A 16209-nucleotide genomic window follows, 5' to 3' on the forward strand; every position below is an offset into this window, starting at 1 on the left:
AAGTGGAATGACAGAGTCTTTAAAATCAACGTTTTCACCACTTGATAGTAGTGACCATCAAATTGAGGATTGGTATTTACCGGATTTTGAACAGACTCAAGCTGCCGCATTAAATACCAATGCGCTTGGTATGAAATCTGATTGGTATGAAGGTAAGCTTGTTACAGGTGAACAGGTTGAAGACGTTGAACCTCAGCCTATGACGGCAGAAGAACTTGATGCAATACGCCAAGCTGCATATGACGACGGTTACAATGAAGGTAAAGAATTGGGTTATCAAGATGGACTCACGAGCGGTACAGCTGACGGTCTTAGCAAAGGTGAAACCGACGGTTTGGCGCAAGGTCTAGCGCAAGGCTTAGCTGATGGCCAGCAACAAATTGTTGATAAGGCTTTGGCTTGGGAACAATTGCAAACGCAAATGCATACACCTCTTGCCGCGGTAAATAGTGAAGTTGAAAACGAATTAATTCGCGTAGCAACAGGTTTAGCAGAAGAATTAATTAAGACCGAAGTTACGTTTAATCACGATATATTACTGCAGACATTAAAGCTCGCGTTGGATGCTTTACCTGTGCTTGAACAAAAAATTACCATAACATTACATCCTGATGATTTAGCGGTGATCAATGAATACTATTCTGTTGAAGAGTGCGTAAAGCGTGATTGGGTATTAATTTCAGAACCGATGATGAAACAAGGTGACTTGGTTATTAATAACGACGTATCTTCGGTTGAATTGTTAATGGAACAACGTATAAAACAGATGATGCGTCAGTTCCTTATTACCAATAAACCGGGTGCATAATGACGGAATTACTGACTCGATTACAACAATTGAAAACTGACTCTCTGGCGAATAAGCCAACCGTTGCAGGTAAGCTTACTCGCGTGGTTGGTTTAACACTGGAAGCGATTGGTTGCCGGGCTGCGATTGGCAGTTTGTGCTCTGTTGAAACTGACAATGGCCTGATGGATGCTGAGGTTGTCGGCTTTGATGGCGATAAATTATTTTTAATGCCCAGTGAGCAAGTGATAGGTATTATTCCTGGCGCAAAAGTGACGCCACTAAATGAGACGCAAGGTATTCCTGTTGGTATGGAACTACTTGGGCGTGTATTAGATGGTGTTGGTAAGCCGATTGACGGTAAAGGCGAGATCATTACCGGACAAACTACGTCTTTTACTGCCAAGCGTATTAATCCGCTGGCGCGTAAAAAAATCTCACGACCACTTGATGTGGGTGTTAAAGCCATCAATGCGATGCTTACCGTTGGTCAAGGTCAGCGTATGGGGCTTTTCGCTGGTTCCGGTGTGGGTAAGAGTGTGCTGTTAGGTATGATGACTCGCGGTTCAACTGCGGATGTTGTAATCGTTGGCTTGATCGGTGAGCGTGGCCGAGAAGTAAAAGAATTTATTGAAGAGATCCTCGGTGAAGAAGGGCTTGCACGCTCTGTTGTCGTTGCTGCTCCAGCAGATGCCTCGCCGTTGATGCGTCTAAAAGGCTGTGAAACTTCATTGGCGTTAGCGGAATACTTCCGTGATCAAGGGTTGAACGTATTACTGTTAATGGATTCATTGACTCGTTTTGCGCAAGCACAGCGTGAAATTGCTTTAGCGGTCGGTGAGCCACCGGCAACGAAAGGTTATCCACCGTCAGTATTTGCAAAATTGCCACAGCTGGTAGAGCGTGCCGGTAACGGTAGTGACGAGCAAGGTTCGATTACCGCATTCTTTACCGTATTAACCGAAGGTGATGATTTACAAGACCCTATTGCAGATGCGTCACGCGCCATTCTTGATGGGCATATCGTATTGTCTCGAGAGTTAACAGATGCGGGGCACTATCCTGCGATTGATATTGAAAAATCTATTAGCCGTGTTATGCCGATGGTGACGACTGATTTTCATCAAGCTGCCGCTCGCGGATTCAAGCAAGCTTACTCGCTATATCAACAGAACAAAGACTTGGTTTCGATTGGCGCTTATAACCAAGGTGCGGATGCAAAAATTGATCGCGCTATTCGCTTAAAACCAGCAATGGACCAATTTTTACAGCAAGGTATGAAAGAAGTTATTCCTTTCTCACAATGTGAAGAAATGCTTGCTGCTATCGCGCCGCATCTCGGCGTGGCAACCTTATAATGAAACAGTGTCAATATAATGTCTAATACAGCGCTACAACGGGTCTATCAGCAACTTGAAGAGCAAGAAAAACACGCCGCGAGAGCTTATGCGCTGATCCAACAAGATGCTGAGCGTTACCATAGTCAAATGCAGCAATTAAGTGATTACCGTAAACAATATTTACAGCAATTCACTGAACGTGGGGAAGAAGGTATCTCAGGTAGTAGTTATGCGCATTATCATAACTTTATGAAAAAACTAGAATTAGCTGAATTTGAGCAGAAACAAGCACTCGATAATATCCAACAGACAGTTAAGAGCAAGCACTCGGATTGGATGGAAATTCGTAAGAAGCGTGATGCGCTGGGTTTATTATTAGATAAACGCAAAGCCGCTGCACAGCTTGTCGAACAGCGACGCGAGCAAAAAGATCTTGATGAATTTTCTAACTTCCAATACTTCAAGCGTAAGAATAACCGATAATACGATTAATCTGGCGTGAATTTTGCATTGTTTCGCTATAACTTCTATTGATGATATTTAGGCTTGAACGATGACTTTCTCTCTACATAAATCAACTGCGATGACTGATATACAGGCGACGAATAATAAATCGCAAGCGCTTAATGTCAAAGGCGATACAGCTGACGATATGGCGAGTGATGGAGAGTTGAATACGCCTGAAAGTAGCTTTTCTAAACTATTTTCTCTCTTTAGTAGCGATAATCAAACAGATGTTATCGTCGGGCAAACAGCCATTGATAGCGCTGAGAATATAGCGGCAGATAGTGCGGCGGATAGTTCTGTACCGAGTGCTGAACCAGGTACTGTTGCGAGTCTTGATGATGGTCTTGTCGCTGGGCTGATAGATAACGCTGATGAAGCTGAAGCAATCGTTGGCGATGACTTAAATGTAATAAGCCAAGATGACAGCTTGCTGAAAAATGAAAGTAGTGATGACTTTTTGGCGCGTCTCGATCAATCATCGATGCTGTTACAAAGTAATACTGCGAGTGACGCTGGGACATATGTTCAAGGTAAACCTAACGGTAATATATTGCCTTTACAGGCAAAGGAGGCGAATATTGCCTCACCAGGTCCCGTGAGTATAACTGACTTATCCACGCCCGATAGTCGCGTGGCAGGTACGCTCGATGTTAGTAATAATGAACTGAAACCAGTATTGCAAACGAGCGAGCTATCTATAGAGCCAACAGATTCAGCAGGTTCAACAGATTCAATAATCTCAACAGATACTATCACAGCGTCAACGTTAGTCGGTATGTCGACAGTCGCAGGCCTTACTGACAATAACCCTCGATTTACGAAAGGCGATTTATTCGCTACGGGTGATTTAGTTAATGGTGATGGGACACTTGACCGTGAACTCTTAGGTGGCGCTGGAAAAGCAAACTTAGCCACGGGTGTTAGCGAAATAGAGTTGGCGAAAAATACACCTTTTGGTCAAGCTAGTGGCATAGCCGCAGGGATCAGCAGTGCAGTAACAGAGAGTAATAGTTCAGCACTAGAACAGCTGGATATGACATCATCTGAACCTATTGAGCAATTAGATTTTGCGCAAATTATGGAATCAGCACGTAAGCAAGAGCCGTTAGACCAAACCACACGTACCTTGGTAAAGACGCCGATATTAACGGACGCTGAACAACAAGTATTAGAGAAACGGGTTAATCTTAATAACAATCTCGCGACTTCGGAATTAAATGAAAAAATCGCTATTATGGCAGGTAAAGAATTACAAACAGCGACAATCCGCTTAGACCCAGCAGAATTAGGCAGTATGAATGTTAAATTGGTTGTGCAAAACGATCAAATAAATGTGACAATTCAAGCGCAGAATAACCAAAGCCGTGATTTACTTGAACAACAAATGCCGCGATTACGAGAAATGTTACAGCAACAGGGCATGACATTAGGTGAGACGCAAGTGCAAGCAGACAGTGGGCAGCAGCAATCTGCATTTCAACAGTCAAGACAAGAACATGGACAAAAAAATAGCAATAACGAAGCGAATTATACGATAGATTCACAGACTGAAGTCCCTGTTACTACTCAGTATTGGCAAGACTCGGCTAAAGGGGTAGACTTTTACGCCTAAACAGTTTGATTAGCATTTATTTAGCGTAATATAAAATTCGATTTAAGGACGATAATGGCTGACGACAACGATTTGAAAATAGACGATAAAAGTAAAGGTAATAAAAAAATCATTATTATCGCGGTGATTTTAATATTAATGCTTGTAGGGGCTGGCGCGGCGTTTTTCTTTTTAAGTGGTGATGATAGAGCCCCCTCCGATAACGTAGAATCTATGACTGAAAGTGTTGATAGAGGTGTAACTGAAACGGCATATTATGTTGCCATGCCACGTCCTTTTGTTTTTAATATTATAGGATTAAAGCGCGAACGCTTAGTGCAGATTAAAGTTCAATTAATGGTACGCGGTAGTGACAATCAAGAATTAGCTAAGACCAATGTTCCTTTAATTGAAAGTACCTTGTTGCAAGTTTTTAGCGCAACAACAGAGCAGCAGCTCGCTACATATGAAGGCAAAGAATTATTGCGTTCAGATTCATTGGCGAGTGTGAATGAAATTTTGATTAAATATACTGGGAAAGGGGTTGTTGAAAAGATCCTGTTTTCTGGTTTTGTAATGCAGTAGGTTATGTGTGAGTGATTTATTAAGCCAAGACGAGATTGACGCGCTATTACACGGTGTTGATGATGTTGAAGAAGATGAATTTGACACCGTAGAAGAGAGTGGCAATATTGTCGATTTTGACTTTTCATCGCAAGACCGTATTGTGCGTGGGCGAATGCCTACGTTGGAGTTGGTTAATGAACGTTTCGCACGGCACATGCGGATCAGCCTATTTAATATGATGCGTCGTACTGCCGAAGTGTCCATTAATGGCGTACAGATGCTGAAGTTCGGTGAGTATGTTCACACATTATTCGTACCAACCAGTTTAAACATGGTCCGTTTTCGTCCATTAAAAGGAACGGCGTTAGTCACCATGGAAGCACGGTTAGTGTTTATTTTGGTTGAAAACTTTTTTGGTGGTGATGGTCGTTATCATGCCAAAATTGAAGGTCGTGAATTTACCCCAACCGAACGCCGTATTATTCAAATGCTATTAAAGATTGTTTTTGAAGATTATCACGAGGCATGGGCACCGGTCATGGATGCGGAATTTGAATATCTTGATTCTGAAGTCAACCCGGCAATGGCAAATATTGTAAGCCCAACCGAAGTTGTGGTGGTGAGTTCATTCCATATCGAGCTTGATGGCGGTGGCGGTGATTTCCATATTACCATGCCGTATTCTATGCTCGAACCGATTCGTGAGTTGCTCGATGCAGGTGTGCAAAGTGATAAAGAGGATACTGATGAACGTTGGAGCTCGGCATTACAAGAAGAAATTTTAGATGTTCCGGTAGAGTTAAGTACAAGATTACTTGAAACTGAGCTTTCATTAAGGCAGATAATGGAATTGAAAGCGGGGGATATCATCCCGGTTGATATGCCAGAGGACCTTACCGTTTTTATTGAGGATTTACCGAGTTATAAAGCCAAACTTGGCCGAAATAAAGATAACGTTGCGGTTAAGATTAGTAAAAAGTTAAAAGTAAGTAATTTAACTAAATCAGAGATTGACCACGTTGCATTACGTGGTGGGTTATTGAATTTAGGTGATAAAAATGACGATAAATAAGGTATTTAAATGAGTACAGATCAAGATCAGATGGCGAATGATTGGGCTGCAGCGATGGCTGAACAAAGTACTGTTGAGGCCGCTGAATTAGAAGACTTTAACAATGATGAGGTTCCATTCTCGGCGGAACAACAACAAAAGCTAGATAGTATTCTTGATATTCCGGTTGTGATATCAATGGAAGTTGGTCGTAGTAAAATTAGTATTCGTAATTTATTACAGTTAAACCAAGGCTCTGTTGTTGAACTCGATCGCATTGCGGGTGAACCGCTCGATGTCATGGTTAACGGTACATTGATTGCCCACGGTGAAGTCGTTGTCGTCAATGATAAATTTGGTATTCGTTTAACTGACGTTATCAGTCAAACCGAACGAATTAAAAAGCTTAAATAATATGAACGATATCGATATGCTGCAATGGCTATTATCATTGTTTGTGGTTATTGCGGTTATCGTAATGCTCGCTTTCTTGGCTAAAAAGGCGCGTGTATTTGGCAGTAATCATCAACAGCTAAACGTTGTCGCAACATTACCATTAGGGCCTAAAGAACGTATCATGGTCGTACAAGTGGGTACAGAACAAGTACTACTCGGCGTGACAGGGCAACAAATCAATCTGCTTAAAGAACTTGAACAACCACTGGAAAATAGCCAACCAGAACTCAACCCATTTGCTACTAAATTAGCCCAGATGATGAAACAGCATAATGAAAAATAAGTTTACGGTATTACTGTCGTTGTTCCTGCTCTTCTTCACGTCTGTAGCATGGGCTGATAACTCCGTTATGTCGGCGGTGAAAGTGATCACAAACAGTGATGGCTCACAGGAATATTCGGTGTCATTACAAATTTTAGCCATGATGACGGCGCTGAGTTTTATACCAGCTGCGCTTATCATGATGACCTCTTTTACCCGCATCATCATTGTACTGTCTATTTTACGCCAAGCATTAGGGTTACAACAAAGCCCCTCTAATCAGGTATTAGTCGGTATCACTTTATTCCTGTCCTTTTTCATTATGACGCCAGTATTTGAGCGTATTAATGACAATGCGCTACAGCCTTATTTGAGCGAAGAACTGACCTCGATGCAAGCTTTTGAACAGGCTAAGCTACCAATGCAACAATTCATGTTGGCACAAACCCGGGTGACCGATATTGATACCTTCATGCGGATAGCGAAAGTTGAAGCTAATTCTCCAGAAGAAGTCCCTTTCCGCGTATTGATTCCCGCATTTGTTACCAGCGAATTAAAAACAGCCTTTCAAATTGGATTTATGGTGTTCATTCCATTTTTGATTATTGACTTGGTAGTGGCGAGTATTTTGATGGCGATGGGTATGATGATGTTATCTCCGATGATTATTTCATTACCTTTTAAGCTTATGCTGTTCGTGTTAGTCGATGGTTGGAGCTTAATTATGGGCACGCTTGCGGCTAGTTTTGGTTTATGACGAGGCTCTTTATATACAAGACCTTATACAAGTTCATCAATCGGCTTATCAGCCTGTTAGTAAGCAATAGGGAGCATCATGGCACCTGAAGTCTTTGTAGATATATTTCGGCAAGCATTATGGACAGTATTACTGCTGGTATGTGCGGTTGTTGTTCCTGGGTTATTAGTCGGTTTAGTAGTATCAGTCTTTCAGGCCGCGACCTCAATTAATGAACAAACATTAAGTTTCTTACCACGTTTAATCGCGACCCTGTTGGCACTCATTTATGGTGCGCATTGGGGCTTTGCTCGTTTGATGGAATTTTTTACCAACATGATGCTCCAAGTCCCACAAGTTGTAGGTTAATTAGTGGAGATTCTATCGGCTGATATTATGACGTTTATGGCCAGTTATATTTGGCCGTTTGCACGCCTCTCAGGCATGGTTATGGTCATGATAGTCAGTGGTGCGAAAACAACGCCACCCATGATCCGGTTATTTTACTGTCTTGCGCTTACCGTGATGGTCGCGCCTGTATTACCACCTATGCCTAATGTCGAACTGTTCTCTTTGGGCAGTTTTATGATTATCCTGCAACAGAGTTTGATTGGTATTGCGATTGGCTTTGTCACCGTCATGCTGATTCAGACATTTGTTATTGCGGGGCAAATTATTGCGATGCAAACCAGTTTAGGTTTCGCTGCGATGGCCGATCCTGCATCAGGTCAAACTTCACCTGTTATTGGTCAAATCTATATTTTATTAGGCACTCTGGTTTATCTATCTGTGAATGGTCATTTGTTTATGATCGAAACAGTCGTTAAATCTTTTGAGACACTCCCCGTGTCCGCGTCTGGTCTAATGGCAGTTCAGTACTATGAAATAGCGGGCTGGATGTCGGTAATGATTGCTGCTGCATTGAGTATGTCATTGTCTGCGGTTGTTGCTATGCTCGTGATTAACTTTTCATTTGGTGTGATGACCAAAGCTGCACCGCAACTAAACGTATTTAGCTTAGGTTTCGCGGTTGGTATGGTCGCAGGCTTATTTATTATTTACTTATCATTAAAAAGTTTTATGTTTCATTTTAATGCCCAATGGCAGAGAGCGGGTGAATTGATTTGTTCGCTGCTCAATAATGCTTGTGCGTATTAACGCCGCTCACCACATTAGGATAAAGGTATTTCCTCATGGCTGAAAAAGACGGACAAGAACAAACCGAAGACGCCACCGAGAAAAAGCTCACCCAAGCCAGAGAGAAAGGTCAGGTAGTACGTTCGAAAGAACTCGCGACGACCTTAGTTCTAACGGCAAGTGGTGCCGCTTTCCTTGCTTTTGGTGATGCACTCGCCCGTGCGCTTGAGACTAACATGACGCGTTTATTTCAACTTGACCGTGAAGATGTATTCAATCCTTATGCCTTGCTCGAAATTGTTAGCGCGAGTGTTAAACCGTTATTTTGGCCTCTGTTCGGTATTATGATTGCCGGGTTTTTTGCCGGTATTATTGGTAATATTATGATGGGGGGCATGGTTTTTAGTGGAGAATCTATTCGTCCGAAAGCGTCAAAAATGTCACCTAAAGCGGGTCTTAAAAGAATGATGGGGCCGCAAGCCATGGTTGAATTGATTAAATCAATTGCCAAGGTTACGGTTGTCGTGACGATTGCCTTGTTGGTGCTAAAAGTGCAATTTTTACAGATTATGGAGTTTAGTCTCCAGCCATTGCATATTTCGATTATCCAATCGCTGAGTCTTTTGACTGATATTTTTATTTGGTTGTGTGCGTCTTTGATTATTATTGTCGCGATTGATGTGCCTTACCAATACTGGAAACATGCCAAAGAATTACGGATGACCAAGCAAGAAGTTAAAGATGAAATGAAAGATGTGAATGGTAATCCACAGTTAAAAGGCAAGATCCGACAAATGCAGATGGAGGTATCGCAACGTCGTATGATGGGTGATGTTCCTGACGCTGATGTGATTATTACCAACCCAACACATTATTCTGTGGCATTAAAATATGAAAAAACCGGTAACGCGGCACCTAAAGTTGTGGCTAAAGGTGTTGATCAAGTGGCATTCCGTATTCGTGAAATGGCGAAAGAAAACAAAGTACCAATCTTAGAGTCAGCGGCTTTAACACGTGCTATTTATCATACTACTGAGATTGATGATCCAATACCTGAAGGGTTATTTATCGCGGTAGCACAGATACTTGCCTATGTTTATCAGCTCGAACAATTTAAACAACGTAAAGGTAATCGGCCTAAACCGTTACCAAAAACCATAGATATTCCTGATGACCTAAAATATTAGTGTCATTTGTGGACTTCAGCACTGAATGATTTTGCCTTCGGTATGATTATTGCTTTATACTATCAAGCATTAAATTTTGAGGTCTCGGAATGCAAGTAGCAACAAATCTGTCAAAAATATGGGGTAAAAGAGCGATTGCGCTAGAAAATATCGGCACCCCGATAATTGTGTTAGCTACACTCGGCATGGTTGTGTTACCGATACCTGCATTCCTATTAGATGTATTCTTTTCTTTTAATATCGCTTTATCGTTATTAATTCTGCTTGTTTCGGTATACGTCAATAAACCACTTGATTTTGCTGCATTTCCGACTGTTTTGTTAATTGCAACATTACTACGCTTAGCCTTGAATGTGGCCTCAACACGAGTGGTGTTGTTAGAAGGGCATAATGGCGGTGATGCTGCGGGACAAGTTATCGATGCCTTTGGTTCTGTTGTAATAGGTGGGAATTTGGCGGTGGGTCTCATCGTGTTTATGATTTTAATGATTATTAACTTTGCCGTGGTGACCAAAGGTGCGGGACGTATTTCGGAAGTAAGTGCGCGTTTTACGCTCGATGCTATGCCGGGTAAACAGATGGCGATTGATGCCGATTTGAACGCAGGTATTATTGACCAAGATAAAGCTAAATTGCGCCGAGAAGAAGTCACTCAAGAAGCTGATTTTTATGGTTCGATGGACGGTGCTAGTAAATTTGTTAAAGGTGATGCGGTTGCCGGTTTATTGATTTTATTCATTAATATTATCGGTGGCCTCATCATTGGTATTTCACAACATGATTTAAGTTTTGCGGAAGCTGGTGAAATTTACACATTATTGACTATTGGTGATGGTCTGGTTGCGCAGATACCGTCACTACTCTTATCGATTTCTGCAGCTATTATTGTTACCCGTCAAAATAAAGACGAAAAACTCGGCACTCAAGTCACGGGCCAAATGGTGGCCAATCCAAAGGCATTGGCTGTTGTTGCTGCCATTATGACAGTAATGGGGCTAGTACCAGGTATGCCACACCTTGCTTTCATCGGTTTTGGTGTGCTTACTGGCACTTGGGCTTGGTGGCTAATGAAGTCAGCAGCCAAGCGTGAAGAAGAGAAAACCAATATGCCAGAAGATGCAGATATTAAAGCGAGTTTGAATGATCAGAAAGATCTCGATTGGGACGATGTTAAACCCGTAGATACGATCGGTCTGGAAGTTGGCTACCGACTTATTCCCATGGTTGATAAGAGCCAAGGTGGTGAGTTATTAAACCGTATTAAAGGTGTTCGTAAGAAGCTTTCTCAAGAATTAGGTTTTTTGGTGCCCGCAGTGCATATTCGTGACAACCTCGAATTACCACCAAATTGTTATAGTATTAATATTATGGGTGTTTCAAATGGCGAAATTGAAATTTTCCATGATAAAGAGTTAGCCATTAATCCGGGTCAGGTATATGGCAAGATTGATGGTATTTCAACCATAGACCCCGCTTTTGGCCTGCCTGCTTTATGGATCAATCCTCAACAGCGTGATCAAGCGCAAACCTTGGGTTATACAGCTGTTGACTCAGCTACAGTTGTTGCGACACACTTGAGTCAGTTACTACTGAACAATGCTGCGCAATTACTCGGTTATGAAGAAGTGCAGAATTTATTAGATGTATTAGCGAAAACACATCCTAAATTGGTCGAAAGTTTAGTCCCTGAAATTTTACCGTTAGGGGTTGTTGTGAAGGTGTTGAAAGGGCTATTACATGATAACGTGCCAATTCGAGATATTCGCACCATTGTTGAAACAATGGCTGAATATGGTACTAAAACGCAAGATCCAGAAGTGTTGATTTCTGCTTGCCGTGTAAGCTTACGCCGCATGATTGTTCAGGATATAAATGGTATCGACAGTGAATTACCTGTCGTGACACTGGCCCCTGAATTAGAGCAAATATTACACCAGTCTTTACAGGCTGCTGGTAGTGAAGGTGCGGGTATTGAACCTGGTTTAGCTGAACGGATGCAAACTTCATTAACAGAGGTGGCACAAAATCAAGAATTAGCGGGACAACCGGCGATCTTACTTACCTCTGGGGTATTAAGGTCAACATTAGCGAAATTTGTGAAATACTCAATACCCTCATTACGCGTATTATCATATCAAGAAGTACCTGATGATAAACAGATTCGAATTGTCAGTGTTGTTGGTCAATAACACGTAAATAAAAATTTAAGTAGCGAACAGAACTAAGGATGTTAAGTTGAAAATAAAGCGCTTTTTTGCCAAAGATATGCGAGCGGCATTGGCTGAGGTCAAAGAGGTTCTTGGCCCCGACGCTGTTATTATGTCTAACAAAAAGGTCACCGGTGGCATTGAAATAGTTGCTGCTGTGGATTTCTCTGAAAGTAAGCCTGTCGCACCTGAAAAAGTAAGCGAACCAAAAACTGTAGCAAATAAATCAGAACGTCAACTTTCTGAAGACTCCGTCAATTTATCGGCATCTAAATTCAACTTCAAAAAATTAATGAATAATGAACTGTCACAGCAAGCAGAACCAGAGCGACCCGTCGCGCCAAATGACTCATTAGCGAGCTTATTGGCACGTCAGCAAGAACATAAACAGCAAATGTCACAAGCAATCAATAACGATGATAATACGCGTGAAAAAAATAATTGGGATACCAGTTTTTTAAAGAAACCGGTCGCTCGTCGCTTTGCTGAACGCCCAAATACTGCTCCGGCGACACTCGCAGAACAAAATGAAATGCGTGATGGTATGGCGCGCTCTTCTCAACAAGCTGGTTATAAGCAGTTTGAGTCGACTACACCGAAAAGTGACAACCAACAAGACATGAGTGCGATGAAGGCTGAGCTTGCCTCAATTCGAAAGTTGCTTGAGCACCAAGTCTCAGGATTACAGTGGCAGGAAGTTGAACGTAATGAACCTATTCGTGCTATGTTGATCAAACATCTTGTTAAGATTGGTTTTACCGAAGAGGTTGCAGACCAACTCGCTAACTGTGTGGCTGAAAACTGTTCGATTGAGTCGGCTTGGGATCAGATCGAAGCGTTACTGACGGACAGTGTGCTCATTGCGCAAGATGATATTTTGGGTAAAGGTGGTGCTGTTGCATTAGTTGGCCCAACCGGCGTGGGAAAAACGACAACTATCGCCAAATTAGCGGCAAAATTTGCCATGTTGCATGGCTCAGAGAATGTTGCGTTGATTACTACTGATACATATCGTATTGGTGCTCACGAACAATTGGCGACTTACGGGCGTATTATGGGGTGTGTTGTTAAGGTTGCCCGTGATGAAGCAGAGTTGGCACAATACTTGTATCAGTTAAGAAGTAAACGTTTAGTCTTGATTGATACTGCCGGGATGGGACAGCGTGACAAGCGTTTATCCGAACAGTTAGATACATTAGTTAATAATGAAAAAGTCGTGATTCGTAACTATTTGGTTGTCCCTGCAACTGCGCAGCGTAGGGTTGTACAAGAAACATTAGAGCATTTTCATCATATTCCGTTAGCGGGCTGTATTTTAAGTAAAGTGGATGAAAGTTTAAGCTTAGGTGAGATTTTAAGTGTACTAATACAACATGAACTACCGATTGCATATATAACAAATGGGCAAAGGGTTCCTGAAGATATAGACTCAGCCAATGCACAGCAATTAGTTCGTACTGTATTTAACAGAGATACGCTAGAAGAACAAAACGATACGCATTTTTGGTTAGGCGATGATAAATAGTAATGAATAAAAATATTTTTTTCGATCAAGCAAGTGGTCTAAGACAAATGAGTAATAACAAAAAAGTTAAAGTCATTGCCGTTTCAGGTGGTAAAGGTGGCGTAGGTAAAACTAACGTAACACTGAACATGGCAGTATCACTCGCGGCCCAAGGTAAGCGAGTCATGGTTTTAGATGCCGATCTTGGGTTGGCAAATGTCGATGTTTTACTCGGTTTACGCGTACATAAAAATATTTCTCACGTTATTTCGGGTGAATGTACATTAGATGATATTTTGATTGAAGGTCCGAATGGGATCTTAATCGCACCGGCAACATCTGGTACGCGTTCGATGGTTGAATTATCAGTACAAGAGCACGCGGGTCTAATTCGTGCTTTTGCTGAATTGAAAACACCTATTGATGTATTACTGGTTGATACCGCCGCCGGTATTTCGGACATGGTATTAAGTTTTTGTCGCGCGTCACAAGACATTTTAATGGTGGTTTGCGATGAACCGACATCTATCACGGATGCTTATGCGTTAATTAAGTTATTATCAAAAGAACACGGTGTTCATCGTTTTAAAATTGTGGCCAATATGGTGCGTAGTTTACGTGAAGGCCAAGAATTATTTACTAAATTGACACGTGTAACGGACCGATTTTTAGATGCAACATTAGAGCTTGTTGCTTGTATTCCGTTTGATAACAGTGTTCGTCAAGCCGTTCGTAAACAGAAAGTGGTTGTAGAAGCATTTCCAAAAGCGCCCGCTTCATTGGCGTTTAGAGCGTTAGCAAGTCGAGCTGCAACTTGGCCAGTACCGAATAAAGTCGGCGGTCATTTGGAGTTCTTCATTGAGAACCTGTTTGAAAACAAAGCTAGGGTAGAAGATTGAAGTGAATAAGGCATCCGCTTACAGCAACATCCAGTCGCAACAGAGTCATGCTGTTGAGCAATTCGGTTTTTTAGTAAAACGAATTGCCCATCACTTGCTTCTCCGTTTGCCGCCGAGTGTTCAGTTAGATGATTTAATCCAGTCGGGTATGATTGGATTACTGGATGCTGCGCGCAACTTTGATGGCTCTAAAGGCGCTAGCTTTGAAACTTATGCTGGTATTCGTATCCGCGGCTCAATGATTGATGAAATGAGACGTGGGGATTGGGTCCCAAGATCGGTGCATAAAAATGGCCGTGATATTGCTGCTGCCATTGACCGTATCGAAAAACAAACGGGTACGGATGCAAAAGATACGGATGTTGCTGAAGAATTAGGCGTAAACCTGACTGACTACCATAGTATGTTGATGGATGTTAATAGTGGGCATATATTGGCGGTCGAAGATTTGACCGCGAGTAATGAAGATGCCTATTCAATTTACGAAGGAAAATCAAGCACTCCTTGTGCTGATTTTTCTGAGCTACGTTTTCAGCAAGCATTAGCAAACTGCATTAAAACACTACCCGAAAGAGAAAGCTTAGTCTTATCGCTTTATTACGATGAAGAGTTAAATCTAAGAGAGATCGGGGAAGTACTCAGTGTCAGCGAGTCTCGTGTGAGTCAAATACACAGCCAAGCGATGCATCGAGTGAAAGCGCGCATGCATGCTTGGTTAGATGACTAAGTTTAATTGGTACTATTTATCTAGTACTTGAATATTGAAGTAAGATATTTATGGGATCAGGGACTGTGAATATTGTAATTACTTATTTTGGAGAACAACTTGAAAAAGCAAATTAAAATTCTTATTGTCGATGATTTTTCTACGATGAGACGCATCATTAAAAACTTACTTCGTGATCTTGGTTTTAGCAATACCTATGAGGCGGACGACGGCAACACGGCATTACCTATGCTAAAAAATGGCGATTATGATTTTGTTGTCACTGATTGGAATATGCCTGGTATGCAAGGTATTGATCTACTTAAAGAGATCCGTAAAGACCAAGCGCTATGTCATATCCCAGTACTAATGGTTACGGCTGAAGCGAAGCGTGAACAGATTATTGAAGCTGCTCAATCAGGTGTGAATGGTTACATTATTAAACCATTTACAGCGGCGACACTAAAAGAAAAATTAGAGAAGATCTTCGAACGAATTCAATAAGCAAGGATGCGCATGAGTGAACAACAAGAATCGTTGATTTCATTAGAAGACGCTAAAGAACTGGTGACACTGCTAGAGTGTGGTCAGGTAGAAATGGCAAATGAAATAATTACTAAAATTCAGAATACAAATTCAGATGCACTATTTGAAAAAGTGGGTGTGTTAACACGTCAATTACATGATTCATTAGAAGATTTCCAGTTAGATACACGTATTGAAAGCTTAGCTAACGATGAGTTTCCTGATGCTCGAGAGCGTTTGAATTATGTTATTGAGATGACGGATAAAGCGGCAAACAGAACGATGGATGCAGTTGAATCCTGCTTACCAATTGCTGATAGTTTTAACGACCGCATTCAACAAGTGATGCCAAATTGGAAGAACTTGATGAGTCGTGATTTACAATTGGGTCAATTTAAAGAACTTTGTAAATTATTAGACGATTTTCTTCAAGTTTCAGTATCTGATGCCGATAGTTTAAGACAGTATTTAACTGAAATTCTCATGGCGCAAGATTTTCAAGATTTGACTGGTCAAATGATCCGTCGCGTGATCAATTTAGTACAAGAAGTTGAAGTTAAATTAGTTGAAATGTTGACTATGTTTGGTGAGGCTTCAAAACCACTAAATGTAATGACAGAATCAGTTAAAAGTGAAATAAGTGGCATTGAGGCGGAAGGTCCAATCATGAATGCGAGTGAACGCGTTGATGTACTAGACGGCCAAAATGATGTTGATGATTTATTATCAAGTTTAGGATTTTAAGGG

18 protein-coding genes are annotated in these 16209 nt (G+C 41.6%); all 18 read left to right on the forward strand.

Going from position 1 to position 16209, the window contains the following annotated elements:
- Positions 1-7: 7 nt before the first annotated feature.
- The gene (locus HWV03_RS05315) at positions 8-808 is read left to right on the forward strand and encodes a flagellar assembly protein FliH (RefSeq protein ID WP_211678813.1); all 801 of its coding nucleotides are present in this window, start codon (positions 8-10) and stop codon (positions 806-808) included.
- Positions 808-2145, forward strand: a complete 1338-nt coding sequence (gene fliI, locus HWV03_RS05320; protein WP_211678814.1) for a flagellar protein export ATPase FliI — start codon at positions 808-810, stop codon at positions 2143-2145. Before HWV03_RS05315 ends, fliI begins: the two co-directional genes overlap by 1 nt.
- 18 nt (positions 2146-2163) lie before the next feature.
- Positions 2164-2610 (forward strand): flagellar export protein FliJ, encoded by a 447-nt coding sequence (fliJ, locus tag HWV03_RS05325; protein ID WP_211678815.1) that lies wholly within the window; start codon positions 2164-2166, stop codon positions 2608-2610.
- 70 nt (positions 2611-2680) lie between these two features.
- Complete coding sequence (locus tag HWV03_RS05330; RefSeq protein WP_211678816.1) at positions 2681-4246, forward strand: flagellar hook-length control protein FliK; 1566 nt, start codon at positions 2681-2683, stop codon at positions 4244-4246.
- A 54-nt stretch (positions 4247-4300) separates the two neighbouring features.
- Positions 4301-4810, forward strand: coding sequence for a flagellar basal body-associated protein FliL (fliL, locus tag HWV03_RS05335; RefSeq protein ID WP_211678817.1), 510 nt, complete (start codon positions 4301-4303; stop codon positions 4808-4810).
- Positions 4811-4817: 7 nt separating this feature from the next.
- The gene (fliM, locus tag HWV03_RS05340) at positions 4818-5864 is read left to right on the forward strand and encodes a flagellar motor switch protein FliM (protein ID WP_211678818.1); all 1047 of its coding nucleotides are present in this window, start codon (positions 4818-4820) and stop codon (positions 5862-5864) included.
- A 9-nt stretch (positions 5865-5873) separates the two neighbouring features.
- Positions 5874-6257, forward strand: coding sequence for a flagellar motor switch protein FliN (fliN, locus tag HWV03_RS05345; protein WP_211674413.1), 384 nt, complete (start codon positions 5874-5876; stop codon positions 6255-6257).
- A 1-nt stretch (position 6258) separates the two neighbouring features.
- Entirely contained in the window at positions 6259-6582 is a 324-nt protein-coding gene (gene fliO / locus HWV03_RS05350) for a flagellar biosynthetic protein FliO (protein WP_211678819.1), read from the forward strand.
- On the forward strand, positions 6572-7318 hold the full coding sequence (gene fliP, locus HWV03_RS05355) for a flagellar type III secretion system pore protein FliP (protein WP_211674415.1): 747 nt from the start codon (positions 6572-6574) through the stop codon (positions 7316-7318). The genes fliO and fliP overlap by 11 nt, the downstream gene beginning before the upstream one ends.
- Positions 7319-7396: 78 nt before the next feature.
- Positions 7397-7666 carry a flagellar biosynthesis protein FliQ gene (gene fliQ, locus HWV03_RS05360; protein ID WP_075471620.1) on the forward strand — a complete coding sequence of 90 codons (270 nt, stop codon included), beginning with the start codon at positions 7397-7399 and terminating at the stop codon, positions 7664-7666.
- A 3-nt stretch (positions 7667-7669) separates the two neighbouring features.
- Positions 7670-8455 (forward strand): flagellar biosynthetic protein FliR, encoded by a 786-nt coding sequence (fliR, locus tag HWV03_RS05365; protein WP_211678820.1) that lies wholly within the window; start codon positions 7670-7672, stop codon positions 8453-8455.
- A 35-nt stretch (positions 8456-8490) separates the two neighbouring features.
- Entirely contained in the window at positions 8491-9621 is a 1131-nt protein-coding gene (gene flhB / locus HWV03_RS05370; protein ID WP_211678821.1) for a flagellar biosynthesis protein FlhB, read from the forward strand.
- A gap of 89 nt (positions 9622-9710) precedes the next feature.
- Entirely contained in the window at positions 9711-11810 is a 2100-nt protein-coding gene (gene flhA / locus HWV03_RS05375; protein ID WP_211678822.1) for a flagellar biosynthesis protein FlhA, read from the forward strand.
- A gap of 46 nt (positions 11811-11856) precedes the next feature.
- A complete protein-coding gene (flhF, locus tag HWV03_RS05380; protein WP_211678823.1) occupies positions 11857-13353 on the forward strand; it encodes a flagellar biosynthesis protein FlhF in 1497 nt (498 codons plus the stop codon).
- A gap of 2 nt (positions 13354-13355) precedes the next feature.
- Positions 13356-14231, forward strand: a complete 876-nt coding sequence (locus HWV03_RS05385; RefSeq protein ID WP_211678824.1) for a MinD/ParA family protein — start codon at positions 13356-13358, stop codon at positions 14229-14231.
- 1 nt (position 14232) lies between these two features.
- A complete protein-coding gene (locus tag HWV03_RS05390; RefSeq protein WP_211678825.1) occupies positions 14233-14958 on the forward strand; it encodes an RNA polymerase sigma factor FliA in 726 nt (241 codons plus the stop codon).
- A gap of 99 nt (positions 14959-15057) precedes the next feature.
- The gene (gene cheY / locus HWV03_RS05395; protein ID WP_017220961.1) at positions 15058-15441 is read left to right on the forward strand and encodes a chemotaxis response regulator CheY; all 384 of its coding nucleotides are present in this window, start codon (positions 15058-15060) and stop codon (positions 15439-15441) included.
- A 12-nt stretch (positions 15442-15453) separates the two neighbouring features.
- Entirely contained in the window at positions 15454-16206 is a 753-nt protein-coding gene (locus tag HWV03_RS05400; RefSeq protein ID WP_211674422.1) for a protein phosphatase CheZ, read from the forward strand.
- Positions 16207-16209: the final 3 nt, after the last annotated feature.

Source organism: Moritella sp. 36, from assembly GCF_018219415.1.
GTDB lineage: Bacteria > Pseudomonadota > Gammaproteobacteria > Enterobacterales > Moritellaceae > Moritella.

What these genes read in the sequence shown, in the direction of transcription:
- HWV03_RS05315 (WP_211678813.1), top strand. Translation starts at nt 8, where the DNA reads ATGACAGAGTCTTTAAAATCAACGTTTTCACCACTTGATAGTAGTGAC.
- fliI (WP_211678814.1), top strand. Translation starts at nt 808, where the DNA reads ATGACGGAATTACTGACTCGATTACAACAATTGAAAACTGACTCTCTG.
- fliJ (WP_211678815.1), top strand. Translation starts at nt 2,164, where the DNA reads ATGTCTAATACAGCGCTACAACGGGTCTATCAGCAACTTGAAGAGCAA.
- HWV03_RS05330 (WP_211678816.1), top strand. Translation starts at nt 2,681, where the DNA reads ATGACTTTCTCTCTACATAAATCAACTGCGATGACTGATATACAGGCG.
- fliL (WP_211678817.1), top strand. Translation starts at nt 4,301, where the DNA reads ATGGCTGACGACAACGATTTGAAAATAGACGATAAAAGTAAAGGTAAT.
- fliN (WP_211674413.1), top strand. Translation starts at nt 5,874, where the DNA reads ATGAGTACAGATCAAGATCAGATGGCGAATGATTGGGCTGCAGCGATG.
- fliO (WP_211678819.1), top strand. Translation starts at nt 6,259, where the DNA reads ATGAACGATATCGATATGCTGCAATGGCTATTATCATTGTTTGTGGTT.
- fliP (WP_211674415.1), top strand. Translation starts at nt 6,572, where the DNA reads ATGAAAAATAAGTTTACGGTATTACTGTCGTTGTTCCTGCTCTTCTTC.
- fliQ (WP_075471620.1), top strand. Translation starts at nt 7,397, where the DNA reads ATGGCACCTGAAGTCTTTGTAGATATATTTCGGCAAGCATTATGGACA.
- flhB (WP_211678821.1), top strand. Translation starts at nt 8,491, where the DNA reads ATGGCTGAAAAAGACGGACAAGAACAAACCGAAGACGCCACCGAGAAA.
- flhA (WP_211678822.1), top strand. Translation starts at nt 9,711, where the DNA reads ATGCAAGTAGCAACAAATCTGTCAAAAATATGGGGTAAAAGAGCGATT.
- HWV03_RS05385 (WP_211678824.1), top strand. Translation starts at nt 13,356, where the DNA reads ATGAATAAAAATATTTTTTTCGATCAAGCAAGTGGTCTAAGACAAATG.
- HWV03_RS05400 (WP_211674422.1), top strand. Translation starts at nt 15,454, where the DNA reads ATGAGTGAACAACAAGAATCGTTGATTTCATTAGAAGACGCTAAAGAA.